We start from the raw sequence: 26,486 nt of genomic DNA, 5'->3' as shown, positions 1-26,486 counted from the left end.
CCCGTTTAATTAACCCTGACTGTTCTGGCCTCGATGCCGCAAAAAATGATCCATTAAAACCAATGCCATCATCGCTTCGGCAATTGGAACTGCACGAATCCCGACACAGGGATCATGACGTCCTTTGGTGACTACAGTCACTTCCTCGTCATATTTATTAATCGTTTTACCCGGTTTGACAATACTGGATGTGGGTTTTAATGCCATGCTGACCCTGAGTTCCTGGCCAGTCGAAATCCCACCCAGTACCCCCCCAGCGTTATTCGTTAAAAAACCATCCTTCGTCATTTGATCGCGATGTTCGCTGCCTTGCTGGACAACCGCTTGAAAGCCAGCCCCTATTTCCACCCCTTTTACCGCGTTAATAGACATCATTGCATAGGCTAAAGTGGCATCCAGTTTATCAAACACAGGATCTCCGAGGCCCACCGGTACATTTCTGCCAATAACCGTAACCCGGGCGCCAACAGAATCTCCCTGCCGCCGTAAATCATCAATATAAGCTGCCAACTCGTTTGCCTGAGAATAATTAGGACAGAAAAAAGGGTTTTGCCCGATAGCGGATTCGTCCTCAAACTGCAACTCAATGTTGCCCATTTGCTGTAAAAAGCCGATGATATCGATATTGGCAAACTGCTTAAGATACAGACGGGCAACGGCCCCTGCAGCGACCCGGGCTACGGTTTCCCTGGCCGATGAGCGTCCACCTCCCCGATAATCGCGATGGCCGTATTTGTGATGATAGGTAAAATCGGCATGCCCAGGCCGGAATAAGTCCTTGATTTCATTATAGTCCCGCGATCGCTGATCGGTGTTATGGATCACGAGCGCAATTGGTGTACCCGTTGTTTTTCCTTCGAAAACGCCCGAGAGGATCTGGACTATATCGCTTTCCCGACGCTGGGTGGTATATTTCGATTGGCCTGGTTTCCGCTTGTCCAGATAAGGCTGGATAAGCGATTCCGATAAGGATAATCCTGGAGGGCAGCCGTCCACTATACAGCCCAGTGCAGGACCATGGCTTTCACCAAAAGTAGTTACTTTAAAAAGCGTTCCAAATGTATTACCGCTCATTGCCCTTGTTTTCCAAAATATGATTTTAATTGTTGAGCAGTCAGCAGAAAAACACCATGCCCCCCTTGTTCAAAATCGAGCCATACGAAATCCAGGTCAGGATACGCTTTTATTAATGCGTCTTCACTATTCCCTACTTCTACCACCAGAATACCATGCTCTGTTAAGTAATGATGGGCATTTGCCAGAATTTTTTCAACAATCGCCAAGCCATTGTCTGCACATTCCAGCGCCATTTCGGGTTCATGGCGATACTCCTGGGGTAAGCCTGACATTTCTTCCTTGCCGACATAAGGAGGATTGGAAACAATGATATCATATTGAACAGCAGGGACTTTTTCCCAGCAATCGGATTGAATGAGTTGCAGCTGATCTTCCATGCCATGGTTCTGGCGGTTAATTTCTGCCACTTCGAGCGCGGCGGACGACAAATCCACTGCATCAATGGATGCGTCAGGAAATGCATAGCCGCAAGCTATCGCGATACAGGCACTGCCAGTACACAGGTCAAGCACCCGATGCACCTGATCGGTATCAATCCAGGGTGAAAACTGGTGATTAATTAATTCTCCAATGGGTGAACGTGGAATTAAAACCCGCTCATCGACATAAAAGGGCAAATCGCAGAAAAACGCTTCATGAATCAGATAGGCAACCGGGATACGCTCGATAATACGCTTGGCCAACTGTTTAGCCAGCATCGTCTTCTCAGACTGCGTCAGCCGGGCTGCCAGAATCTGTTTATCAACTGAAACAGGAAGCGACAGACTGGCTGTTACCAGCCAAAATATGTCATCCCAGGCATTATCCGTCCCATGGCCATAAAAAAGACCGGCTTTATTCGCCTCGCTGTAGCCCAAACGCAGAAAATCAAGGATGGTTTCGAAATGGGCGGTCGCTTGTATATAAGAGTCAGACATAGAAATTTCCAGCAAAAAATTAGCTGAAATTGTACAATGTACCCTTTACGAAAGAAACCGAAAAGAAAAAGATTTGTAGCCTCTGGATATATTGAATCCCCCACGTCTTTGACACCTCGAATCCCGAGTCTTTGACACCTCGAATCCTCACGTCTTCGACACCTCGAATCCCCGCGGCTGCGACCGCGGGGTCCACACGAAGCCAATTTAATGTTAAGAACACTCTGTTTATGACTACCTGTTAAATCCTATTTTTTGGCAACATTGAAACTTGTCTGAGGACCGTACTGTTCCAACAGGCATGGGCCCCGCGGTCGGTGCCGCGGGGATTCGGACGGGGGAAAATATTTGTGTAGATAGCTATGGGCTTCGACCGCGGGGTCCACAAGAAGCCAATTTAATGTTAAGAACACTGGTTTATGACTACCTGTTAAATCCTATTTTTTGGCAACATTGAAACTTGTCTGAGGACCGTACCGCTCCAACAGGTATGGGCCCCGCGGTCGCAGCCGCGGGGATTCGATAGCTAATGCATTTGCGTGGATAGCTATGGGTCGAAACCGGGGGGATGCGGAGGTGGGTTCGATTTAGTTTATCGCTTACAGAAAGCAGTGTGCTCATTCGGAGTCAATTTTACTGCTGATGTACTCGCAGCAGAAAACACAGGGCTCCCCTTCGCATTTTGAATAGAGGGCAGCAGCGAGGGCTTGGGGGTTTCGGCAGGTAATCGAAAATATTGTTTTAGAAGTGCACGGTTTTCAGTCAACTGTGAGATATATTCGGGAATTTCCTTCGACTCCATGGCCTGTTCCAATGCCACAATTTCATCTCTTAATAATTTTGTATCCGAAAGTACTTTCTGATACCTGAGAACATAATCCGCCATACTGGCCAAATCAGGATCTTGCAGATAAGTTAGCACGATGTCATTTGGCCGCCAACCATCCACCCCACTGGATAATTGCAAATCTTCAATGGCCACTCCATCCAAGAAAGCATTTCGGATTCCTTCGGGAAGCGATCGAATCAACTGTATGAATCCATGAATATAATGATGTTCTTGAAAACTAAAAACACTGCAAAGCTTCAGGCGCATGAAGAGCGGGCTTAAAAAAATTTTAAAATCATTGTCGACTGCAAACGTCCAGATTTCACTTAGACGCTTCAAAAGACTTTGCGAAAAATCTGTAGCTGCTGATTCCATAGGCATGTCAGAAACTTCCATTTTTCTTCTTATTATCACTGAATTAAAGAAAAAAGTTAATCCATTGCGAAAGAACAATCTTCAAGCTGTACCCATTTGGTCTTACGCAAGCACTTATGTGATAGCCAGACCCCCATAAATAATGGTAAACCAATGTAGGAAATTAATAATCCATACCAGTCAATGGGCGATACGGACAAGGCTTTATAATTTTGGCCGCCGATTACAAAAAAACAGAGCGCAATAGCCAGTAAAGGGGCATAGGGATAGGCTTTGGCGGTATAAGGTAAATCCCGAATATCCAGCCCCTTTAGTAAATAAGCCTTCCGGAATCGATAATGACTAATGGCAATTCCCATCCAGGCAATAAATCCTGCAAGACTTCCCGCATTCAGTAACCAGAAATATACTCGTCCATTACCCAAAAAAGAAGAAAAGAACGCCAGTAAGGCAACGCCTGCAGTGGCCATTAAGGCCGCCATGGGCACGCCGCGGCGATTAATTCGAGTAAAAACCGAGGGAACATGACCCTGTTTAGCCAAATACCAGAACATCCGGCTTGCCACATAAATGCCGGAATTGGCAGTCGATAAAATCGCAATCAAAATGACACTATTCATGAAGCTGGCTGCAAAACCTTTCCCATACTGGGTGAATACCAATGTAAATGGGCTCATTAACAGATTGTTTTCAATTAATTGCGGTGAGGTATAAGGGATTAATAAGCTTATCACCAGCAGCGATAAAACAAAGAAAAGCATGATACGCCAGAAAATCAGACGGATAGCCTTGGGAATGTTTTTCCCTGGATTTTGGCTTTCGCCAGCAGCGATGCCGATTAATTCAGTGCCCTGGAATGAAAATCCAGCTACCATAATGGCCGCAAAGACACCCAGGCTGCCTCCATGAAAAGGCGCATCGCCAATCTGCCAGTTTTTTAAACCGGGCGGTTCATAGCTGGTTAAACCGCTAATCATCCCTATTCCGGCAACAATAAATAAAATAATGACGGCAATTTTGATGAAGGAAAACCAATACTCTGCTTCGCCAAATGCTTTACTCGAAATAGCATTGAAACCAATGACCAGCGAGAGAAATAAGCCGCACCATAATAAAGGCGGGCTGTGTGGAAACCAGTACTGCATAATGACCGAAGATGCGGCAATTTCGGAGGCTATAGATACCGCCCAACTATACCAGTAATTCCAGCCCAGGGCATAGCCCAGGGAAGGATCTACAAAGCGCGTAGCATACACATAAAACGAGCCGGCTGTCGGCATGAACGCCGCCATTTCACCCAGGCTGGTCATGAGAAAATAAACCATACACCCTATTAAAAGATAGGCAAGAAGGGTACCTCCAGGACCAGCAAGCGACAAGGCATTGCCGCTTCCAAGAAAAATACCAGTCCCAATGGAGCCGCCTAAGGTAATCATGCTCAGCACGCGCGCATCCAGTTTGCGGTGCAGGGTATTACCCTCTTTCGCAGTATTCATTCCAAATCCTTTTAGAAAAGCGGCGAGAAAAGTTGATCTATCCTAGATCAAAATTTACAAAAAATGTAGCCCGGCTGTTTGAGCCGGGTTATTGTAGGCACGATCAATGTGGAGAGGGAGACTCGTATTCATCACTCGAATCCTTGGCAACTTCATCACTCAAATCCTTGGTAACATCCCCTATTTGTTTTTGTGTTATAGCCTTGTAGCTTTCTTTCATACTGGAGGATAGATTAGAGACCGCTTCTCTACCCCGGCTTCCCGTCAACGCGGCAGGCAATACGAATAAAAGCGCAACAGCTTTTGCAAGAGTAGCCATTGCAGCGCCAAGGGAGGATGCCCAGTTTTTTGCTGGAAGATCTTTGACTAATTCTCGATACTCTTGCGGCGTTATCTCTTGCCCAGTTTGTTGATTCGGTTGGATAAGCCACCGGGTTTTCTGGGCAATTTGCCCAAGCAAAGTCTCATTTGCTTCAGGATTATTTTTAAGAGATTCGAGTTGGTCATACACCAGTTGAGCTTTGTTTTTAACCTCAGTTATGGCAACAGAGCCAATTGCCTGCTTCAACAAAGCCAGATTTTCCTCTAAGTAGGTCGGTGGCTTCGCAGAGTGCTGTACTGGGGGAGGTGCTGAGCCAGGAGCTGAATCAGTAAAAGCCATTGCCCTTAAATCATCCCAATTTTTAAATTCAACTTCATTTTCAGCTTTTGCTTCAGCTTCAGCTTTAGCGCGGGTGAAAAAATTAATTGGCATTGAAATGATCACAGCTTCCAAATTAGTAATTTCCTCTGGCTTAAACTGGTCTGTGACAGGGGGGGTGCTTAAATGATCCCTTCCTTTTTCTGGAGAATTTACTATTTCAAAGGCTAATAAATTTTTTTCCAGAGTTGTATTTCTCATAAACGTATTGGCTCCCTCATTATATTTCGCGCCCACTTCCAAAAATTGATGGGTAATGTTGTGCAGGGTCTCTGAATTCATGAAGGGTGCTATCGTTTGTATAAAATCCTGCATAGCTTCAGTAGAGTTATGCTCGTTTGTACGGGGAAACTCTTTGCCACCGTGTTCATTTAATTGGATCATATCGTCCTGGGTTAGAGTTCCAGTGATAAATTTATCACCATACTTTCTGATTAAGCGCATAGTATTAGGATAGGGCATATTTATCTCAATAGAGTCATTATGGTTTAATTATAGACTTTTTAGATTAATATGTCTGTATCGAATGTACTCCCCGCGGCATAAACCATCGTATCGCCGCGGCGCAAACTATCGAATCCCCTTCGCGCAAACTATCGAATCCCCGCGGCATCGACCGCGGGGCCCAATGAATCTTATTCAGAGCACCAATTTACTAAGCCGTTCTTCAATCTTTAATCGGCATTGTAGTTTTTTCTGAGCTCTTTATTGAGCCACCATAGGCCCCGCGGTCGATGCCGAGGGGATTCGATGGTCTGTGGATGCGGGGATTCGAGAATCCAATGCATTGCGATTTAATCATTCATAAACTGGCAGAGCAATTGCTGGAAATGATGGGTTCCCTGCTCCTTGGTCGGAGAAAAACGCCCGGTGTCGTAGAAACGGGAACGAACCCCTTTTTGTACGGATTCGACAACGGCCTCGTCTTCACGCTCTACTTTATCCAGCTCGCCGCCGGCGCCCTGCCCTATCTTTGATTCATCGAGGATATAGGTTAAAAAGGACACTTTGGTTAAGCCGGGATTAATGGGTTTTACCACATTTACCGAGCATCCCCAAGGATAGAAATTTAACATGGTATTAGGGAAAATCCAGTAATAATAAGCGGCTACTTCTTTTCCATAATCGACTGAATTTTCCGGTAACTCAAAACTTAATTCCCCCTGGGCAGCAAGAGCCAGTTGCAGATTGCAATAAGGGTAAATTTCAGTGGTATAAGACGTGCAGTCAATTGCCTTTCTCAACCCATGGTGGACGAAGGGAATATGCAGTGCTTCCAGGTAGTTTTCGCAATAAAGTGCCCAGTGCGCTTTCACCAGATAATCACGGGAGCGATTGATATCAAGACGCATTTTCTCCATTGGCAGCCAGAATAATCGCTCCCGGATTTCGGAAATCACTTTCTCAAAAGGAATCAATGGGTTTAAGGAGGCAAAAATAAAAGGATCCAGGCAGGCAAAAGGCACCTGCGTTAAATTGTCCTTTTCAGAAGGAAAATCCTGCGTTTGTTCGAACTCAGGCATATGCAGGAATTTACCACAGAGATTGAAGCGCCTGCCATGATAGGCACATTTTATTTTCTGGGCAGTGCAGGCCTGTTCAACCAGAATTTTGCCACGATGTGTGCAAACATTACTGAGACAATGCAAATGCCCCTGTTCATCTCTGGATAATAGCAATGGTTCGTCCAGTAATCCTGGCAGCAAGGTAAACGGAACCAGTTGTTGCTCCAGACGTACATCCTCCATTCCCATGCAAAATTGCCAGCTGCGGGCAAATATTTTTTCCTTGGCGGATTCGAACCATGCCGCTGAGGTATAAAATTCGGAGGGAATTGTGCTTGCTTTTGAAATATCGGGGTCAATCGTCAACATCTTCAGTTAGTCCTTAACTAATACATTATTTATAGCTTTATAAAAATATTGTATTTTTTCTATCATTGTCAAATGTTTCTCTTGCAATTTAAAAAAAGTTTCCTTTCTTCAGCTATACTCGAAATTGATCAAGGAACGATTATATCGGCAAGGAAAAGTCCAACCCGATCTAACATAAAATGGAGCAGCCAATGCCGCAATTTCAGTTCATTGCTGCATGCTGAAAGCATATGAAAATCACTTTACAATTGAAACCAAATGCCGATGATGTTCCCTGGCAGGATCTTGTTTTGCAATCCTCTTATTTTATTAAAACAGAATCGGGAAATCTTTTACCAAAAACAGAAAAATATTATCCCTCATCCTCTGCCGAGTTATCGCTTAAATTCACAAATGATTTAGTCATGGATAGAGATGTTTTTTTCATGCTGCTTTTAAAATCCGGCAATATACTGGCACAAAGCTCCACACCGGCTTCTGACTTGCGGGAAGAGAGACCTGTGACCCTGGACTTTGATTATAACCCGCTTGATTTTCCAGAGCCCAGCCCAATAATTCCTGAAAGCAAGCCTTTATTTGTCTATGGGCGCTTATTGGAAAAACTGGGGCGGAAAAACCTGGAAGATATTCAGATTATCTTCGAAGCATCGCGCAATAACGACAGCCCCATCGAACCCATCGCCACAGTCAGAACAGAAGCAAATGGCTACTTTTTTATTGAATATCCTGAAGGAAATTTCTCTTATGCCGCCGCGAGAATTGGTTTGGATATCATTGAAAATCCTATTCCCATTCGGCTTGATCGCGTCATTAGCGATGGCGAACAATCAGCCCTGGTTTTTCCACGGCATGTTATTCTGGTTGCAGAACTTGGGAATATTGCAGAAATCCCTGAAAAAGAGTGCGGCTGCCAGGAAATTGATATGCAGGATAATAAGCGTATTCTGGAAGAATATTCTTTCTTCAGCTTAATCCGTACCACAGAACCCGAAATCCGCGGCTTTATTCTCGAGGAAGATGATGAGATCACACTGGGAGAAGTTTTAAACAAGCATCCTATTAAGATATGGGAAATTATTGATCCAATCCTTAAACTGCCCGCCTTTAGCCATTTAGCCATACGTGGCGGCTTTACGCCTTCAGAGATCAGTATATCAAGAGCTAACCCGGGCACTTCAACGCCTGCGCCTAGTAATGAAATGGCAGAGGCATTGAAAAAAATTAAAATCAGCCGAAACGTGCTCTACAATTTTCTCAAGAACGAGGACGGTTTAAACAAAGACAATATTGTCTCGCTCATTGAGTTAAATGAAGCCCTCCAGTTTAAAAAGCAAATCGCCCCAGTCCCCCCCCAACCCCTTGGCCGGGTTATTCTGGACGGTAATAATACTGTTCAATGGGATGTGGATGCCACGCTTTATCAATCCGTTTCAGTGGCTCACGGCCATCTTTTGCATTTTAAATCCGAATGGATAGCAGATGGTTATTCGCTCGGCGACCTGCTCTACAGCCTCCCGCTGGCTCCGGGACAAAAAAAGCAAATTGTCGTGTTTGACTGGGAGCGCCGCGAATCCGCTGCCAATGTTCAATCGATTGAATATGAGGAAAGCCTTTATAATTCCTTAGGCCGAGACCGGGATATTTTTGAAATCACCAAAGGGGTGATTCAGGAGAACATTCGAGGAAATTCCAGCGCCACCACCGCCAGTGCCAGTGCCGGTATTGGCGGTTTTGTCGGCGGGCTGCTTTTTGGGGTTTCAGGAGGAGCCGGTTATTCCAGTTCAAATGCTTCCCAGGACAGTTTAAGGCAAACTTCCGCCAGCGATTTACAAAAAATAAGAGATCGAATCGTACAGTCTGCCAATGCGGTGCGCAGCCAGCGTTCTTCAGTAATTCAAACGGTTTCCCAGGGGGAACGGTTTGAAGTGTCTTCCGAAACAGTTGCTAATTATAACCATTGCCATGCAATCACTATTCAATATTTTGAAGTGCTGCGCCACTTTAAAGTCAGGCAGCGTCTCGCCGATGCTCGCGAATGTTTATTTGTCCCCCTGCCGATGGGCAGTTTTGATTTGGATAAAGTGCTGCGCTGGAAAGAACATTTATCACTGGCATTAATTAATCCAACTCTATCCAAAGGATTCGAAGCTGCAATCCGGGTTAAAAATAAATGGATCGACAGTAATTTCCCCTCAGGCACTTTTGCTTCCGAGAAAATTCTTAATGCCTCAGGCAGTTTTCAGATTCGATTTATTATCCGCCGCCCGGAAGACAAGCTGGTTGAAACGGATGATTACTCCAAACCGATTTACGGCCCCACAGGGATTATCGGTTATCAGAAAAAAATGGTGGAGGATATTAATGAAGCCAATTGGCAAAGCCTTATCCCCTTCATGGGCGCCGATACACCCCAGGGCTTTTATGAACATTATCTGAAAAACGCGCGCAATAAGGATGAGGTTTTTCATCGTGTACTGGGCGAAAAAATTGCGAGCGCATTCGTCGGTGCCTTAACCTTTCATGTGGCCGATGAAAACGGCAATGAAATTTCCACAATGGCTTTTGATACCAGTTTAACTTCACGATATCGCAAGGAGGGTATTTTAAATATCACTGTACGCTTTATGGGACCTTCACAATTTAGCCGCGACAAGCTGCATTACATCAAAATCCGCTGTGGCACAACCAATGTATTACCTGATTATTCCTCAATCATTATTGTTTCAGGCTTTATTCGCTATAAAACAGCGCATTATGAAGGTTTCCTTTGCCGCTACCAAAGCATTCAGGATGATTTATCACCCAGTGACGGTGCCAGTCTCTATGCCGGTCCCAGCGGCGACGAATTGCGGGATCCACGCAAGGACGATTTAGCCGTTCTGAATTCGTTGATTAGCCATTTAAATGATCATCTTGAATATTACCATAAGGCGCTGTGGTATAGCATGTCGCCAGAAAGGCGTTTCATGCTGTTAGACGGTATAATCTTACCCGGAGAAAAAGGCCAGGGCCGCAGCCTTGCCTCCCTTGTCGAAAATGAATTGATTGGGATTGTGGGAAACAGCCTGGTATTTCCGGTTGCCCAGGGCTTGAATCTTGATCCTAATTTTGGTTTGTCCGATTCCCTTTTCGACTATTATATGGTCTCCGCCACCGATCCCATGTCGATTAGCGTTCCCACAAAAGGGGTTTATGCTGAAGCGATGATGGGACGCTGTAACTCCTGTGAAGAAAAAGATGAAAGCCGGTTCTGGCGCTGGGAAGAGTCGCCTGTTCCCGATAGCCCGACTGCCATTAATCCAATCAGTACCGACAGCCGCAGAGCCGAACCCGGCAATCTGCAGCCTGCCCCGCTTGCAACTCCGGTGGTTAATATCCAGAATGCACCGAACGTGCCTGATCCTGCCGGCATTGCCGGTACTTTATCGCTCCTGGGTAAGGGTGATTCATTCCGTGATATTACCGGCTTGAGCCAAAACCAAACCAATGCGCTAGAAGCACTTAAGGCTTCTTTTGATGCCACCAAGACATTTGGCCAGGAAGCTGCAAAACTTGAAATGCAGAAAATTATGGAGCGTCGACTGGACAACGCGATTAAAGCTATTAACAGCAATCCTAATCTGGATGCCAAGCAAAAAACAGAGCTCACTGAAAAGGCCTTAAATGCTTATTTGGGTGCAGGCGCCAAATCCGATACACCGGCAAAAGATGAAAATGCCGATAAACTTCAGGAAGGAATTAATAAAAACCTCGATAAGGTCAGCAAGAGTAAAAGCGGTGAGGTTGCGGTTACCAAGCCGGACGGCACTAAAATTAATACCAAATTCAATGATGAGGCAGGTTCCGGGCCAGTCATTGAAACCAAAATTGGTAAGGGCGGCATCACACCGCTGAAACAGGAAAGCCCCAATATCTGCTGGGCTACTGTTGCCACGATGATGATGCGCTGGAAAGACGGTGCGAATTATACCATTGAACAGGTTATGACCAAGGCCGGGCCACAATATCTCAATTACTACAACCAGAAACAAGGCTTGCCCTATACCGAAAAGCAGGATTTCATTACTGCACTGAAAATGAAAGGCGAACCGGTAGCACCCTATACTGCTGACCACTACCATGATTGGCTTATCGAATATGGCCCTTTGTGGGTTACCAGCGATGCCGATGAAACCAAGGGGTTCTCTGCCCATGCGCGTATCATTACCGGCATTAGTAATGACAGGAAAACCCTGGAATTAATTGATCCTGCACAGGGTAAAAAAATCACTCAGAGCTTTGAAGAGTTTGCCAACAGCTTCAATGAACTGGTCACTGACAGTCCATTACTCCCCTCCACTCAGGTCGTTCATTTTAAAGATAAAATTGATACCCCCAGCGAAGGAAATGACCCGACTGAAGCAGATATCGTTAAAAATCTGAATGAATATAATCCTGCAGACAGTAGTACCATTGTGATTAATACCATCGAATTTAACAGCGGTATTTCAGGGATTACCAATTATCAAAATTGGAAAACCGACAGTTCGGTTATCCATAATAAACGCAAAAATGCTTACCGCACCCCCTTTAGCATCAAACATCTGGTTTTGCATGAAACAGCAGGGGAAAGCGGCAATGGATTTGATGATTCTGCGAATGAAACCTCCCACATGTCTGTTAGACGCGATGCCAGTATTTTACAGTTTAATGATCTGGTGGAATATGAAAATCACAGTTCCGGGATGAATCCAACCAGCATTGGCATTGAATTTGTAAATCGCGGATGGCTGTCGTCAAAGACAGACAATGGTGGTGAGGGGATCCCTGCCAAAGAATCCTCCTTAAGTGCAGAGCAAAAAGAAAACTATAAAGAAGCCAATGGCTATTTATGGATTTTCTGGGGCTATGGATTTGGCATTTACCGTGTGCCGCCCTCCATCGATCAGCTGGAAAAAGACGTCGAGCTGGTGAAATGGATAACTGTTGATTTACCTACTCAGTTACAGTCAATCAGCGGTATTTCCATCTACAATCTCTTCCCTTCCATCGATAATACCTGGCTGCAGCTAGTGTCCTACAATGAGGTGAAAGACGTCTGGACTTTTAAGGAAGACGATATACCAGCGGAAGCGGATCGAGACACAAAAAATCTTTTCGTATTTACTACTGGATACGGTTATTTGATGCCAGCCGATATTAAAGATAAATCCGGAATTATTTCTCATAATGCATTCTACGAGAATCACAGCGACGGTTCTTTCCTGACCTTGTATACCTGGCTCAGGCTGGAGAAGGCTAAAAACAAAAATGATGCCTATGCCTTGTGTAAAAAGCTAATGAAAAATAACTCGATTCGCGTCTCGCTTAGCAGCGATACCGATAAGAAGATCTTTCTTCTTGATGTGAGGGATGGCAATCTGGTCTAGAACCTGTGCTAAGTTTAATAAGAAGAAAGGAGAGATTGTCATGGCTGAACAATTTGATGCCATCATCATTGGCACAGGACAAGCAGGTCCTTCACTGGCGGTTCGCCTCGCCAATGAAGGTTGGAGGGTTGCCATTCTTGAGCGGGAAAAATTTGGTGGAACCTGTGTAAACACCGGTTGTATCCCGACTAAACTCTATGTAGCGAGTGCAGAAGTGGCCCATCATGCTCAGATTGCCAGCCAATTTGGGATTGAAATTAATGGCGATATTCGAACCAATCTAAAAAAGGTCAAAGCTAGAAAAGATGCATTTATTCAAAAAGCCTCAAGGGGTGTAGAAAACTGGCTTAAGAATACTGCGAATATTACGGTTATTCATGGGCAAGGGCAGTTTGTCGATAACCATACAGTACGCGTCAATGACCGCGAGTTATCAAGCAAGCATATTTATATCAACGTCGGCGCCCGTGCCTTCATTCCGCCCATGAAAGGGATTGATAGTATCAACTATTTAACCAATTCATCCATTCTTGAACTCGATACGCTTCCAGAGCATTTAATTGTGGTTGGCGGAAGCTATATAGGCCTAGAGTTTGCCCAGATGTTTCGCCGCTTTGGTTCCGAAGTTACCGTTATTGAAAAAGCAGCCCGGTTAATTGGACGCGAAGATCGCGATGTTTCCGATACTGTTTTGTCCATTATGCGGGACTCCGGAGTCCAGGTTGAACTGGGCACAGAATGTTTATCTTTCTATCGGGAAAACGACAGTATTATCGCTAAAGTCGGCTGCCACAATGATCATAAACTGTATCGCGGCACGCATGTATTGATGGCTATTGGCAGAATCCCAAACACCGAAGATCTGGGGCTGGAAAATACAGATATCAAGCAGGATGCGCGCGGGATGATCGAAGTGGATGAGTTTTTGGCCACCTCCGTCCCGGGCGTATGGGCTTTGGGAGAATGTAATGGCCGCGGCGCTTTTACGCATACGGCCTACAATGACTATCAGATTGCTGCTGATAATTTGCTCAACAAGGCTAAGCGCAGTGTAGATGACCGGATCATGACTTACGCATTATATATAGATCCGCCGCTTGGTCGCTGTGGAATGACAGAAGAGCAGGTCATTCAGGCAGGTTACAAAGCCTTAGTTGCCAAACGCCCAATGACCCAGGTGAAACGGGCGATGATGAAAGGCGAACCCACTGGTTTCATTAAAGTGATTATTGATTCGAAAAGCGAAAAAATCCTCGGTGCTGCGGTCTTGGGTGTGAACGGCGATGAAATTATCCACTCCATTCTTGATGTGATGTACGCTGATAAACCCTATACATTAATTCGTGATGCTGTTCACATCCATCCCACCGTGTCAGAACTAATCCCAACCACACTGGAGAATCTTGAGCCTTTAAATTCAAATCAGAAAGAATAATATTTCTATCCTTTTGAATTTGAATTGGACACCTGCCTGCTGGCATTATATGTCAGCAGAATGGCATTCCTTTTTCTGGATATGTAGTGGTAGCCACTTTGAGTATTTTCATGGTTTAATGGAAATTTTGGCTGCCGGCTCAGAAAATAACGTAGGGGCAATAAGGAATGCAAATGGGAACAACACAGGATAAGCTAATGCGTCTTGCTTTGTGGTCTTTGGGAGCGGCAGGGTTGATGCTCAATGGTTCGCTCCATGCCTCAACCCCGCTATGGACTTATTCTGCACCAAGCCCTGCTGTGGTGACGGTCGCTGGTGCTGAGACCGCAACGGTTTCCTACACCGTAACGAATCTTTCGGCCAGGGGAAAAAACCTGGTTTTGCAACCCATCCCTGGAATTACTGCTTCGGCTTGCCATCTGGCCGGAAGGCTAAGCAGTTGCCAGTTAACCCTGACCATCCAGGGCAGTGCCATTCCACCGCAAGGCATCCATACCGGTCCTGTTTTGTGCCAACAAGGCAACCCCAACCAATGCTACCAACCCGCTTTAGACAAGCAATTAAATGTTAACCGGGCATCCGGACTCGGGCATTTACTGTTAAGCCAGTTTGGCGCGCCAGTCAGTTTCTTATCGCTTCGCCCAGGCGATAGCGGGGTTCTGTTACTTACCAATACGGGGGGAAGACTGGTTTCTGCTCTGGACATCAAATTCCCTTTTGGATGGGGTAGCTATTTTACCAATAACTGTCCGACGTTGCTGCAGCCCCAACAAAGCTGTACCCTCTCCTATGCCATTCCCACCCCATCAGCAGTAGGGGTTTTAAACCCGCTGACCATTATGGCAGCAGGGGCTGACAATAATATTAATATTCCTGTCAGCATCCAAGCCATCGGCGCTGCCAAATGCTGGGGACTAAACCGATATGGCCAGCTCGGCTCCACCACCAACAGCGGTAATTTTAATACCAATGACAGCCCGCTCGATGTGCAAACGCTAAGTTCAGGAATAGTATCTTTGACCGAAGGAACCTATCATAGCTGTGCCTTGCTCGGTACGGGAGCCATTAAATGTTGGGGGGTGAATATTAGTGGCCAGCTAGGCTCCACCACCAACAGCGGGACTTTTAATCCCAATAACAGCCCGCTCGATGTGCAGACCTTAAGCTCTGGTGTGGCGGCTTTCGCTGCAGGATTAAACCATACCTGCGCCTTGCTCGCCACAGGGTCGGTTAAATGCTGGGGAGATAACTCACATGGCCAACTTGGCTCCACCATCAACAGCGGTAGTAGCAATCCCAACAACAGTCCGCTGGATGTGCAAACCTTAAACTCAGGGGTGGTGGCTATAATCGCAGGTTACTATCATACCTGCGCACTGCTCAATACGGGGGCTGTTAAATGCTGGGGAGATAACTTCTATGGCCAGCTTGGTTCCACCACCAACAGCGGCACTGCTAATCCCAACAACAGCCCGCTGGATGTGCAGACCTTAAGCTCAGGGGTAGTCGCTATAACTGCAGGGGGATACCATACTTGCGCCTTGCTGAATACGGGGGCTGTTAAATGCTGGGGGAGGAATATCTATGGCCAGCTTGGATCCACCACTAACAGCGGGAATAATACTCCCAACAATAGCCCGCTGAATGTGCAGACCCTAAACTCAAGGGTGGTGGCTTTAACTGCAGGTTTAGATCATACCTGCGCCCTGCTCGACACGGGGGCTGTTAAATGCTGGGGACTGAACTTCTATGGCCAGCTTGGCTCCACCACCAACAGCGGGAATAATAATCCCAACAACAGCCCGCTCGACGTGCAAACCTTAAGCTCAGGTGTGGTCGCTATAACTGCAGGAACCTACCATAGCTGCGCCCTGCTCGATACAGGGGGACTTAAATGCTGGGGACTGAACCTCTATGGCCAGCTTGGCTCCACCACTAACAGCGGCAATGGCAACCCCAATAATAGCCCTCTGGATGTCCAGGCTTTGATCGCTACAGGGATATTTCATAATGGTTCTGGTGAGGGGCACTCCTGTGCAATTGCGGCAGCCCCTTAATCAATACGCTTACAATCAACACTTGGCATTGAATGTCCACAGCCCAACGAAACCCCGCGGCACAGCCCAACGAAACCCCGCGGCACAGCCCAACGAAACCCCGCGGCACAGCCCAGCGAATCCCCGCGGCACCGACCGCGGGGCCCATACCTGTTGAAGTAGTATGGTCCTCAGACAAGTTTCAATGTTGCCAAAAAATAAGATTTAACAGGTAGTCATAAACAAGTGTGCTTAACATTAAATTGGCTTCGTGTGGACCCCGCGGTCGATGCCGCGGGGATTCGATAGCTAATGCACTTGTGTAGATATCTATGGATATAGCTTTCATAACCTCCACACCGCCGCTAACAGTGGGAATAATAACCACAATCAACACTTGGCATCGAATGTCCACAGCCTGTCGCCTTGAGAATATCCGCCATATTCTACGGATATTCTCAAGTGGATACAGGATTAACTGGCAGCTGCTAGATCTTCCGGCCAGATAACAGGCTGAGGCGGTAATTCCAGGGATGGGTTGCAAAACCAGGTTTTTTCCCCTTGCCGAAAGATTCGTTACCGTGTAGGAAACCGTTGCTGTCTCAGCACCAGCGACCGTCACCACAGCAGGGTTTGGCGCCGAATATGTCTATAACGGAGTTGAGGCATAGAGCAGGCTATTGAGCATCAGCCCCGCCGCTCCGACAGACCAAAAACCAATAGGCTTCCCTTTATCCTGTGTTATTCTCATTTCATTCCTTATCGCTGTAAGTTGTCTCAGTTCCTTAAACTGTCCATTTAAGCACGAAAATTCCTAAAGAGGCTATCATTCAGGGCAATCCAGTCGGTGTAACAGTCTATGCACATCTTTATCCACAGATTTTGTGGATAACTGCTTAAGAGAATTTCTGCGCAAAAAATATGGAAAGCCTTGGTAGTCAATGTGTTAGAACGAGGTGAGAAGATTAAAGCGGGGGCTCAAGGAAAGTTATCTGGAAAACTTATCCACAAAGGCGCTGCAGGAGATAAAGTTTTCGGAAACGCATTCTATCCTCTTTTTTTTACAAGAACCAGTCTTGACATTTTAGCTCTGTTTTCTTTAAAGGCATTATTTTTCATATCTCTTTAATATTTAATGATAAATTGTTTCCCCCTATTTTGAATCATTTGCAGAGTCTTACTCTCCCAACTCTTTTCTTGAAATAAAAGCGATAAAACGATCCAGCATGCGAGTGCTTAAAATGCGTTTTAAAAAGGCAAGAGAATGGGCGGGGACTGTTACGCGATACTGAGGTTTGGGATGCTTTGCTTCTATTGCGTGTATAATTTTTTTAATAACCGCCTCTGGACCGCAAGTCAAAGCTGAGTTTGATTTTTGCTTGCGGAAATGGCTCAACATGAACTCATACTGCTTGGCGAAGTAACTGTTTTCATGGTTAATTTTTTCAAGGGAATAACTGATGGCATTATCCCTGAAGCGGCTTTCAATGGGTCCAGGCTCTATAGTACTGACCTTTATTCCAGACTGGGCAAGCTCAAGCCTTAGGGTATCGCTTAAACCTTCTACGGCATACTTGGATGCATTATAGGCTCCGCGAAACGGCATGCTAACCAGCCCCAGAATTGAACTGATATTAATAATCCGCCCTTCATTTTGTCGCCGCATGACAGGTATAGCCAGGCGGGTTAATTCCATTAAACCAAAAACATTGGTTTCAAATTGTTCACGTAAAATGCTGCGCGTAATGTCTTCCAGAGCGCCAGTTTGCCCATAACCGGCATTATTGATTAATACATCGAGGCGCCCATTGGTTTTTTGCAATAGCAGCTCGAAGCCTCGGTGAATTGAGGCATCATCGTTCATATCCATTAGCAAATTATCAATCCCCTGCTGCCCAAGCTTGGTTAAATCCTCTTTTTTGCGGCAGGAAGCGATAACCCTGTATCCTTTATTATACAAAGCACAGGCTGTTTCGTAGCCTATACCACTGGAACAACCAGTAATAAAAACAATTTTTTGCATGCTGTATCCAATTAAATATTTAAACATTAGGTCTTTACGAAACAAAGTGGAGCAATTCCAGTCCTCGATGCCCCATTCCAGCTCTGCTCTGGATTGCCTGACTCCGTTCGCAATGACGGCAGTCCGTCTTTGTGAAAGACGGGTTCATTGTTATGTGCCCTATTTTCTGATAAAAGCATTCTTTTATCCAATAGAATCTCAAATGCTGCAGCGCTTATTATTATCTACTTTATTCTTAAGCCTTAACCTTCAGGCGTCTCCCCAGTTTAAATATCAACAGCCGCAATTGAACAGCATTTATGAGATAAATACTGAAGCACTTTGTGCAACAGCCAAAGAAACGCTGGCTTATTTAAATAAAGGGACGAGTTATGATTCCCAGGTGATTCATGGAGGCAGGCTATTTTCTGTTCCACTCGAGCGCGTGAAAAAGACACTCAACTTTATTTGCCAGCATCAAAATCAAATGAAAGATCCAGCGTTCCTACAAGCCCATTTTGAATTTATCCGCTGGTATCCTGACTTAAAGCAGGCTAGACAATTTGCCGCAGGCAAACCCTTAGTCAAAGACTTACCATCCAACTCCCTGCTAATGACTAAATACTTCGTGCATCAGGCCAAGGTACAGGAAAAAGCCAGTAAAACCCATCCATTTGCCCTCTACGGTCTGCCCAGAGATGAGAGCCTTTTAAGCATTGAGGAAGCCAATCAACATCCAGAATTAATCCGCTTTCGCTACGGCAAACAAGCCATTCTTGCCGGGGCTTTGAAAAATCAGAATGTGCCCGTACTTGCCTATCTAAGCCGTGCAGATCTGGAAGAAGCATTGATGGAAGGAACCTTAATTGCCATCTTCCCCAGTGGAAAGCAAAAAATATTTAATGTCCATCGCAATAATAATATTGCCTATGACCGCAATAAAAAACCCTATGAACAGGAACGCTTCTGGTATTTCCGGGAAGTCGAAGGGATTAAGGGTTATGGAAAAGATGCGGATCATAAAATAACCGTGAATACGGGAGTTACTTTTGCAGGCGATCTTGAACAACTCGGCTTAGGCAAATTAATGCTGGTGCAATATTCTAATCCGCAAAAAAAATCTATCACCCGGATGGGTATTCTGGCGGATACTGGGGGCGCTTTTACAGGAAATTTATATCAGGTGGATTATCTGGCGGGAAGTTATTCCAGCCGGGATGATTTTTTTAAAAAAAACCGGGAGCTGCCGAATTACATTGCTGCTTATTTTCTTTTGGTTAAGGAGTAGTTGACTGGGCACAAATGATTTCCGCTCTAAATCCACGCTGCACAGACATTTTCTCCCTCGGCTGCGACCCATAGCTATCTACACAAATGCATGAGTTATCGAATCCCCGAGGCTGCGACCGCGGGGTCCACACGAGGCGTATTTAGAATATTGGTTTTGCTAATTTAGGATAATATTTGAAAGACTTGTTCCTAACTGCTTTTGCTATTTACGGCAACATTGGACTCCTCTGAGGAGCTTGTTCGGCACCAGACATGGGCCCCGCGGTCGCAGCCGCGGGGATTCGGAAGGTCGCAGCCGCGGGGATCCGCTGATTCGCAGAGGGCTTCGACCGATTGCAATCTATAACGCAGACATATGCAGCTGCCCAGCTGTCTCCGCACCAGCCCTGGAAACACGTTGCTGTAGTGGTGAATAGAAAGACAGGCCGCTGTTGGTCAAAGCAGAGGAATAAGCCTGGAATTCCCTATTTCTGGGCTCAGGTAAAATCTCGGCCAAATTGCGAAGTTTCATCTGTGAAACTCGCTCAACGAGCTTTTCAAATTCAGGGTCATTTTCGTTTTTATATAATACCTGTAACTCTGTCCATAAATTCTGTCGGACACAGCCTTCAATTTGCGACCAAATTGGCTGTACGCCGGCTTTTAATTGGCTGAATACTTCCTGTGGGTTGTCTTCGGATTTTGCTAACTCAGCTTGTAAATAAGCAGCGGCTGTTTCTTCAAGAATAGTATTTGCCTTTGCATATAGATCCTTTTCTTCAGCAGCTTCAGAAGAGATAAAAACTTTTTCTTCTTCGTCATAAACTGTAATCGCCTGTGTGGCGATATCCAAAAGCCAACCATGAATTTTTACGCCCTCTTTCATTTTTTGCTGTACAAGGGGATAGGTTTTTAAATGCTCAATCTGAGTAAGCACGTTAAGTTGTATAGCCAGATTAAGCTTTTCCATACCATCTAATTCAGAATGGCAGCTGTGCTGCTCTAACTTTTTAGTAACAGGCTTTGCATGTTCTAGCCAGGCCGGCACAAACTCCAGATCTTTTCCAGAGCCAGGGTTTAGCAATCCCTTCATTGCGCCGCAATTGGAATGGCCGCAAATAATAATGTCTTTAATGCTGCTGAATTTTTTCAAGGCAAATTCAATAACAGCTGCTTCAGAGGTTCCTGCTGCGGCCTCTGCTTCGGGGACGATATTTCCCACGTTCCTATGCATGAATACTTCACCAGGCTCTATGGCCATTAATGTATCTGGAAGTATTCTTGAATCCACGCAAGTGATCACAAGAATTTCCGGATCCTGCCCCTCACTCACACTTTTAAATTTCAGTTGATGCTCAGGGTGTAGCTCTTGCTTAAACTGTTTCGCCTTTTTCATAAGTTTAAGTCTTATATGCATAATTGTCTCCAATCTATCAATCTGGTAGATATTTAACTACTTTTGCATCCACTTAGTCAAGTTTTTTTGCAAAATTGTAAAGACAAATTGTATAAATTGATCACTTCATCATCGCTGGTTTGCGTAAAGTCTTCATACCAAAGCCCAACAGCTTGAAAACGATAAGGTTGAAGCGGGCAAATCACTTCATCAACCAAGTCAGCGAACTCTTTGCAAATACTGGGATCGGCTACAGGAATTGCAATGACCAACGATGCAGGCTGTTGTGTCTTAATCGCCTCCATAGCTGCTTTCATGCTGGCACCGGTAGCGATGCCATCATCGATTAAAATCACTGTTTTATTTTTCAATCCAGGAAGCGGCCGATCACCGCGATACACTTTTTCCCGCCGTTTTAGTTCGCGCATTTCCTCCTCAATAACATGCTCAATGTCTGAGGAAGAAATATTAAGGCTCTTTACCAAATCCTGGTTAATGAAAAAGATTCCACCAGAGGCGATTGCTCCCATTGCCAATTCTTCATAGCCAGGAACCCCCAGTTTTCTCACAATAAAAACATCCATTGGTAAACGAAGTGCTTTAGCTACCTCAAATGCCACCGGAATTCCTCCTCGCGGCAATCCGAGAATAATGCTGTTACTGTCTTTAAACTTCTCAAGATGAGATGCGAGCACCTTGCCCGCCTGACGGCGATTACTGTATTTCTCCATAAGCACCTTCATTAAAACGCTCCCGCCTTATTCAAAAATATAGCAGTAAATGGTCTATACTTGTGTTGAACCTTTAAGAGGAGGGTTAATAATGACTGATGCAACACATGGAGAATTCAATAATTTAGAGTCTTTGCATCATTACTATCACAGCATAATCAATTACATGCCTAATCTCGTCTATGTGTTGGATAAGAATTGCATGATTGTCGACTGTAATCAGAACTTCCTGGATCTTTTGCAACTGGAACGCCTGGAGGACATGCCAGGAACCCTTTACTCACAACTGGTGGAGCAAAGTCATTTGTCCGAGGCCCGAGTCCAGAAGCTCAAGCAGGATGATATTAATGCACTGCTGGAAGCAAAACCATTGCTTGAGGTGAAAGAAGCGCCCGTTATCGATGCTAATGAGAAAATTCATTATTATCATTCCTCCCGCATCCCCTTGTTTAATGAGCAAAATCAGCTTACAGGCATGGTGGTTATTCTCGTCGATATGACTGAAAAGAAAAAACTGGAAGAAGAATTGCAAAACTTGAAAGATCGACTCAAAACACATGGGGTTTCCGAATCAGATCATCCTCAAGCCCGTATTTTTCGCGATCCTAAAAATCCGCCCAAGGTATTAATGATTGAAGATAATGCTATCGCGCAAAAAGCGGTGCAGGCCTTATTGATGCAGCTTGATTGCCAGGTTGATGTTGCTGACTCGGGAGAAAAAGCCGTCAGCCTGTTTAAACCGGGGAAATACGATTTAATATTTATGGATATAGGTCTGGAGGATGGTTCAGGTTATGTGGTTTCCAAAAAATTGCGCCAGATAGAAGACGGCAGCGGTTTTAGGGTCCCGATAATTGCTTTAACCGGCTATGAGGCCGATGTGGTGAAAATGGATTGTAATGACTATTTCATGGAGGGCGCAATTACCAAACCGCTTACCAGCGAACAGGCAAGGCAAATTATTGAACACTACATCTATCACATGGATATCCCGATTTCCGGTTTGAAGACGACTAAACCGATGTGAGTTCTTACGGTGCAGCTTTGGTATAGTATACAAACCTATAAATCTCTACTTACCGCGCTTTATGCGCGGTATCTATTCAACGGTTTCTGATGCGGCAAAAAGCATCATCAACGCAGCATAATCTCCATGGTTACCGCGCCTAAAGCGCGGTACGTGGGCAGTTGCGTTGAGGTATGTAGACAGGCATATAACCAAAGCATTAGTTACTTACCTCATCTCTGCTTAATTCTATCTTAATCTTAATTGGATACAATAGTTAAAAATTCAGAGTAATCCAGGTGAGGTGGCCTTTATGAGTACCGATATTAACCAGGGACGAATTATTGATGTTTTAAACAAGTATTTAAAAGCCAACAATTTCCCCTTTCAGATGAATCGCAATGGGATTTGTAATGGGCTTGCCATAGTTCATGCAAAATATGTGCTTGAAGGCCGAAGTAAGGAATTCGAAAATATTCTGAAGTATATTTCAGAAGGAAAGCGAGATAATAATATCACCGATGAGGATATCAATAATTTTGCGTTTCAGACCCTTCTGGCTTTTGCCCCCCACGAGTTTGATAATAAGCTGCATCAGGCCACAGCAATGCGGGCTTTAAAAATTAAAGGGATTCCCTTAAGTTCTTCTTTTAATTTTTGCATGGCCGCTTCAAAGACTAATTGGGCACAAGCCTTACAGGATATTGCTCTCAAAGAAGATGAGGTAATGATTGTCGGTAGTATTAATCATGCCATTTCTATCCATAAAGCCAATGGTCATTACGTCGTCTACGACCCCAACTATAGCAATGGATTTAAAAAGTTTGCTGATGAAGCTGCTTTAGTGAAAGAATTACATAGCAATGTTTTTCATTTTAGCAATGAAAATTTGGGACTTGAAGTACAAATACTCAGGCATCCTGAAAAACAAAAAGAAGAGAGAGTATTCCCCACTGTTGAAGACTTGTATAAAAAGTACCTCCCTGATGCCAAAGAGATTTCAGAATGCGGCGATCAATTATTCAATACGCTCTCAGCCGCTGCAGCGCACAATGATAAATCCGTTATTGAATATCTGATCCAGCGGGGTGCCGACAACTATGCAGAAGCTTCAATGTCAGCAGTAAAATCGAATAATGTCTCAGCGCTTGAATCCTTACTGGCACACATTGACAAAGAACCTCAGATGTTTGCTATCTGGGACTATGCTCTCAGTCTGGGAAGAAAAGAGATAATCGATTTATTGAAACAGGATACAAAATTTAAAGCGTTTTACGAGGAGTATCTTCCTGCTGAGGCATTCCTTTCTGCTATCGCTTCCGGTAAAAACGCAGACTTACTCGAAGAATTTATAAAAGATTACAAAGCTGTTGCACTAGAAAATGCGCAAAAAGACTTTGTAGCACAAAAAGAGCAATTAGAAGATCAGTTTTCACCGGATGCCCTTGTTAAATATATACAAGGTATTCCTGAGAATATTGATTCAGAACTTTCCAAACTAATCCTGGGACAAAGTAAATACTCCAACTCTAAAAATCCCAGCCCCATGAGCAATACAATTAATAGCGGCGATGTCCAATCGGTCAGGATTCTCATGGAACAAGTGCTTTCTTCAGGGGCTGAACTGACAGATGAGCAGAAAATTGCTTATCTGCTTGAGGCGATCCGTTCAAATCGAAGATCAGTCGCCAATTTTTTAATTTCTGAAAAGCCCGGCATTGCTAAAGAATTAATGAAAACTGTCAATTTGAGCCTGTATGCAGTCGAGCACACTAACATTCTGCTTTTACGCGATTTGCAAAGACATGGTGTAGAGTTTAATAACGCGGCTCTAAAGTTAATCGACAGGAAAGAATCCAAAGAGTTAACATTTGTTGAATCCCTTGGGATTGCTATTCAGAAATTTGCCGATTTTTTCAAAGACCTGGTGGACTATAAAGCAAAAGGCGTTCGCTATGATGTCAGACTGTTTAAATCGGTTAAACAGGAGCTGCAAGAGGCAAAAGAAGCCCAGGAAAATATCGAGATTATAATAGACTCTTTCGAGCCTGTTGAACCGGTAGTTGATGATAATCAAACCGGAGAAAGCCGCTTAATTTTATCTTAATCCGAATTGTTTATAATTTGAACACAACAATCCAGTAGAGGCGGCTTTTATCAGTACCGTAATTAACCAGGCACGAATAATCAGTGTCCTAAACAGATATTTGAAGGCCAACAATTTCCCCTTTACATTAAATCGGAATGGGATTTGCAACGGGCTTGCCCTGGTTCATGCAAAATATGTACTCGAGGGGCGGGGCAAGGAATTCACAAATATATTAACCTATATTTCGGAAGGAAAAAGGGATAAGTACATCACCGATGAGGACATCAATAATTTTGCGTTTCAGGCTCTTCTAGCCTACGCGCCGCAAGAATTTGACCATGGGCTGCATCAGGTCACTGCGATGAAAGCCTTAAAGATAAGAGGGATTCCCTTAGCGCCTTCCTTTGGTTTTTGCATGGCTGCCCCTGATGAAAATTGGACACAGGCATTACAGGATATTGCCCTTAAAGACGACGAGGTGATGATTATCCGCAGTGTTGATCATGTTATTTCCGTTCACAAGGCCAATGGAAACTACATCGTTTACGATCCCAACTATAACAATGGATTTAAAGAGTTTGCTGATGAAGCATCCCTGGTAACAGAACTCCATAAAAATGTTTTTACGTACCGGGAGGGAAATCTGGGTCTTGACATCCAGATACTGAGACACCCTGAAAAACAAAATAAAGACAGAATCTACCCCACTGTTGTAAACCTGTATGAGAAATACCTCCCGGATGCCAAAGCGACTGCGCGTTGTGGAAAAAAAGAGTTTAAAATACTCGAAGATGCAGCTGGGCACAATGATAAGTCTGTAATTGAATATCTTCTTAACAGAGGTGCTGAAGATTATGTAGACGCTGTCATCAATGCGGTAAGGACCAATAGTCCTTCGGCTCTTGAACCTTTACTTCCATGCATCAATAACGGTGAACAGATTTTACGGATCTGGAATTATGCTTTCAATTCCGGTAGGAAGGATGTAATCGATGTATTGAGGCAAGATCCCAAATTCAAAAGATACTATAGTAATTACAAAGTTCACGGCATATTCATTTCGGCTGCCGCTTGCGGTAATAACGCCGCCCTGCTAGCCGAGACAATTAACGATTATAAAGCGGTTTCATCTGCTGATCTTTCCAAACTGATTCTGGGTCAGCAAACTGAAATGATCAGCAAGGGATGGGGCAGCCCGCTCAGCCATGCAATTAACAGCGGCGACGTTCAATCAGTCAAACTCCTCATGAAACAGCTAGAGAACTGCGGAACCAAGCTGTCAGATGAACAAAAAATCGCCTTTCTGCTAGAGGCGATACGTGCCAATCGCAATTCAGTTACGAATTATTTAATCACGAAGAAGCCCGGTATTTCCAGGGAGTTGATGAAAACGGTCAATTTGACTATTTATGCGGTGGAGCGTACTAATATCCTGCTTTTACATGATTTGCAAAAGCATGGTGTGGAATTCAATAATGCCAGTCAAAAATTAATCGACAGGAAGGAATCTAAAGCAATTACATTGATTGAGTCACTAGGTATCGCAGTTATAAAATTCGCTTATTTTTTAAAAGATATGCTGGATAAAGAAAAAGGCGTTCACTGCGATGCCAGAATGTTCAAAACAGTTAAACAGAATTCGCAGGCGGCAGATGATTCCCAGAAGCCATCTGAATTCCCGCAGGAAAGACCATAGCTACACAACTATGCAAGTGTAACTACTTGTTTTATATTAAAATGCTACGTACCGCGTTTTATGCGCGGTATCCATGTAATGTCTCTGATGAACAAAAAGTATTCACAATCCACCATCCTATTTATGGTTACCGCGCATAAAGCGCGGTAC

Annotated in this window: 16 protein-coding genes; 7 read left to right on the top strand and 9 right to left on the bottom strand. The window is 44.6% G+C overall.

Annotated features, from left to right (window positions below):
- Nucleotides 1-9: 9 nt before the first annotated feature.
- The 6 genes from aroC to DYH42_RS03605 all read right to left on the bottom strand — a co-directional run bounded on the left by aroC (nucleotide 10) and on the right by DYH42_RS03605 (nucleotide 7,274).
- Complete coding sequence (gene aroC, locus DYH42_RS03630; RefSeq protein WP_058524897.1) at nucleotides 10-1,074, bottom strand: chorismate synthase; 1,065 nt, start codon at nucleotides 1,072-1,074, stop codon at nucleotides 10-12.
- Nucleotides 1,071-1,994, bottom strand: coding sequence for a 50S ribosomal protein L3 N(5)-glutamine methyltransferase (gene prmB / locus DYH42_RS03625; protein ID WP_058524898.1), 924 nt, complete (start codon nucleotides 1,992-1,994; stop codon nucleotides 1,071-1,073). Before prmB ends, aroC begins: the two co-directional genes overlap by 4 nt.
- A gap of 592 nt (nucleotides 1,995-2,586) precedes the next feature.
- Entirely contained in the window at nucleotides 2,587-3,204 is a 618-nt protein-coding gene (locus DYH42_RS03620) for a hypothetical protein (RefSeq protein WP_058524899.1), read from the bottom strand.
- A gap of 50 nt (nucleotides 3,205-3,254) precedes the next feature.
- Complete coding sequence (locus DYH42_RS03615) at nucleotides 3,255-4,694, bottom strand: amino acid permease (protein WP_058524900.1); 1,440 nt, start codon at nucleotides 4,692-4,694, stop codon at nucleotides 3,255-3,257.
- 103 nt (nucleotides 4,695-4,797) lie between these two features.
- Nucleotides 4,798-5,856 (bottom strand): hypothetical protein, encoded by a 1,059-nt coding sequence (locus DYH42_RS03610; protein ID WP_058524901.1) that lies wholly within the window; start codon nucleotides 5,854-5,856, stop codon nucleotides 4,798-4,800.
- 332 nt (nucleotides 5,857-6,188) lie between these two features.
- Nucleotides 6,189-7,274 (bottom strand): SRPBCC family protein, encoded by a 1,086-nt coding sequence (locus tag DYH42_RS03605; protein ID WP_172464999.1) that lies wholly within the window; start codon nucleotides 7,272-7,274, stop codon nucleotides 6,189-6,191.
- A 224-nt stretch (nucleotides 7,275-7,498) separates the two neighbouring features.
- Between DYH42_RS03605 and DYH42_RS03600 the strand changes: the two genes are divergently transcribed.
- The 3 genes from DYH42_RS03600 to DYH42_RS03590 all read left to right on the top strand — a co-directional run bounded on the left by DYH42_RS03600 (nucleotide 7,499) and on the right by DYH42_RS03590 (nucleotide 16,168).
- A complete protein-coding gene (locus tag DYH42_RS03600) occupies nucleotides 7,499-12,676 on the top strand; it encodes a papain-like cysteine protease family protein (protein ID WP_058524903.1) in 5,178 nt (1,725 codons plus the stop codon).
- A 40-nt stretch (nucleotides 12,677-12,716) separates the two neighbouring features.
- Nucleotides 12,717-14,111 (top strand): FAD-containing oxidoreductase, encoded by a 1,395-nt coding sequence (locus DYH42_RS03595; protein WP_058524904.1) that lies wholly within the window; start codon nucleotides 12,717-12,719, stop codon nucleotides 14,109-14,111.
- Between the two features lie 173 nt (nucleotides 14,112-14,284).
- On the top strand, nucleotides 14,285-16,168 hold the full coding sequence (locus DYH42_RS03590; protein ID WP_058524905.1) for an RCC1 domain-containing protein: 1,884 nt from the start codon (nucleotides 14,285-14,287) through the stop codon (nucleotides 16,166-16,168).
- Nucleotides 16,169-17,324: 1,156 nt separating this feature from the next.
- Here the strand turns inward: DYH42_RS03590 and DYH42_RS03580 are convergent.
- Complete coding sequence (locus tag DYH42_RS03580) at nucleotides 17,325-18,170, bottom strand: SDR family NAD(P)-dependent oxidoreductase (protein WP_058524985.1); 846 nt, start codon at nucleotides 18,168-18,170, stop codon at nucleotides 17,325-17,327.
- Between the two features lie 202 nt (nucleotides 18,171-18,372).
- Between DYH42_RS03580 and DYH42_RS03575 the strand changes: the two genes are divergently transcribed.
- Nucleotides 18,373-19,437 carry a hypothetical protein gene (locus DYH42_RS03575; protein ID WP_058524986.1) on the top strand — a complete coding sequence of 355 codons (1,065 nt, stop codon included), beginning with the start codon at nucleotides 18,373-18,375 and terminating at the stop codon, nucleotides 19,435-19,437.
- A 342-nt stretch (nucleotides 19,438-19,779) separates the two neighbouring features.
- Here the strand turns inward: DYH42_RS03575 and DYH42_RS03570 are convergent, their stop codons facing one another.
- Together DYH42_RS03570 and DYH42_RS03565 are read right to left on the bottom strand one after the other, a co-directional pair.
- Nucleotides 19,780-20,835 (bottom strand): carbonic anhydrase, encoded by a 1,056-nt coding sequence (locus DYH42_RS03570; RefSeq protein ID WP_058524908.1) that lies wholly within the window; start codon nucleotides 20,833-20,835, stop codon nucleotides 19,780-19,782.
- Nucleotides 20,836-20,891: 56 nt separating this feature from the next.
- A complete protein-coding gene (locus DYH42_RS03565; protein ID WP_237759063.1) occupies nucleotides 20,892-21,557 on the bottom strand; it encodes a phosphoribosyltransferase in 666 nt (221 codons plus the stop codon).
- 79 nt (nucleotides 21,558-21,636) lie between these two features.
- On the opposite strand from DYH42_RS03565, the gene DYH42_RS03560 reads away from it, so the two are divergent.
- The 3 genes from DYH42_RS03560 (at nucleotide 21,637) to DYH42_RS03550 (ending at nucleotide 26,336) form a co-directional block, all read left to right on the top strand.
- On the top strand, nucleotides 21,637-22,572 hold the full coding sequence (locus DYH42_RS03560; protein WP_058524909.1) for an ATP-binding response regulator: 936 nt from the start codon (nucleotides 21,637-21,639) through the stop codon (nucleotides 22,570-22,572).
- Nucleotides 22,573-22,864: 292 nt separating this feature from the next.
- Nucleotides 22,865-24,658, top strand: coding sequence for a YopT-type cysteine protease domain-containing protein (locus DYH42_RS03555; RefSeq protein WP_058524910.1), 1,794 nt, complete (start codon nucleotides 22,865-22,867; stop codon nucleotides 24,656-24,658).
- Between the two features lie 100 nt (nucleotides 24,659-24,758).
- Nucleotides 24,759-26,336 (top strand): hypothetical protein, encoded by a 1,578-nt coding sequence (locus DYH42_RS03550; protein WP_058524911.1) that lies wholly within the window; start codon nucleotides 24,759-24,761, stop codon nucleotides 26,334-26,336.
- Nucleotides 26,337-26,486: the final 150 nt, after the last annotated feature.

Source organism: Legionella birminghamensis (genome assembly GCF_900452515.1).
Taxonomy (GTDB): Bacteria; Pseudomonadota; Gammaproteobacteria; order Legionellales; family Legionellaceae; genus Legionella_C; species Legionella_C birminghamensis.
This window is presented reverse-complemented; position numbering and strand designations above follow the sequence as displayed.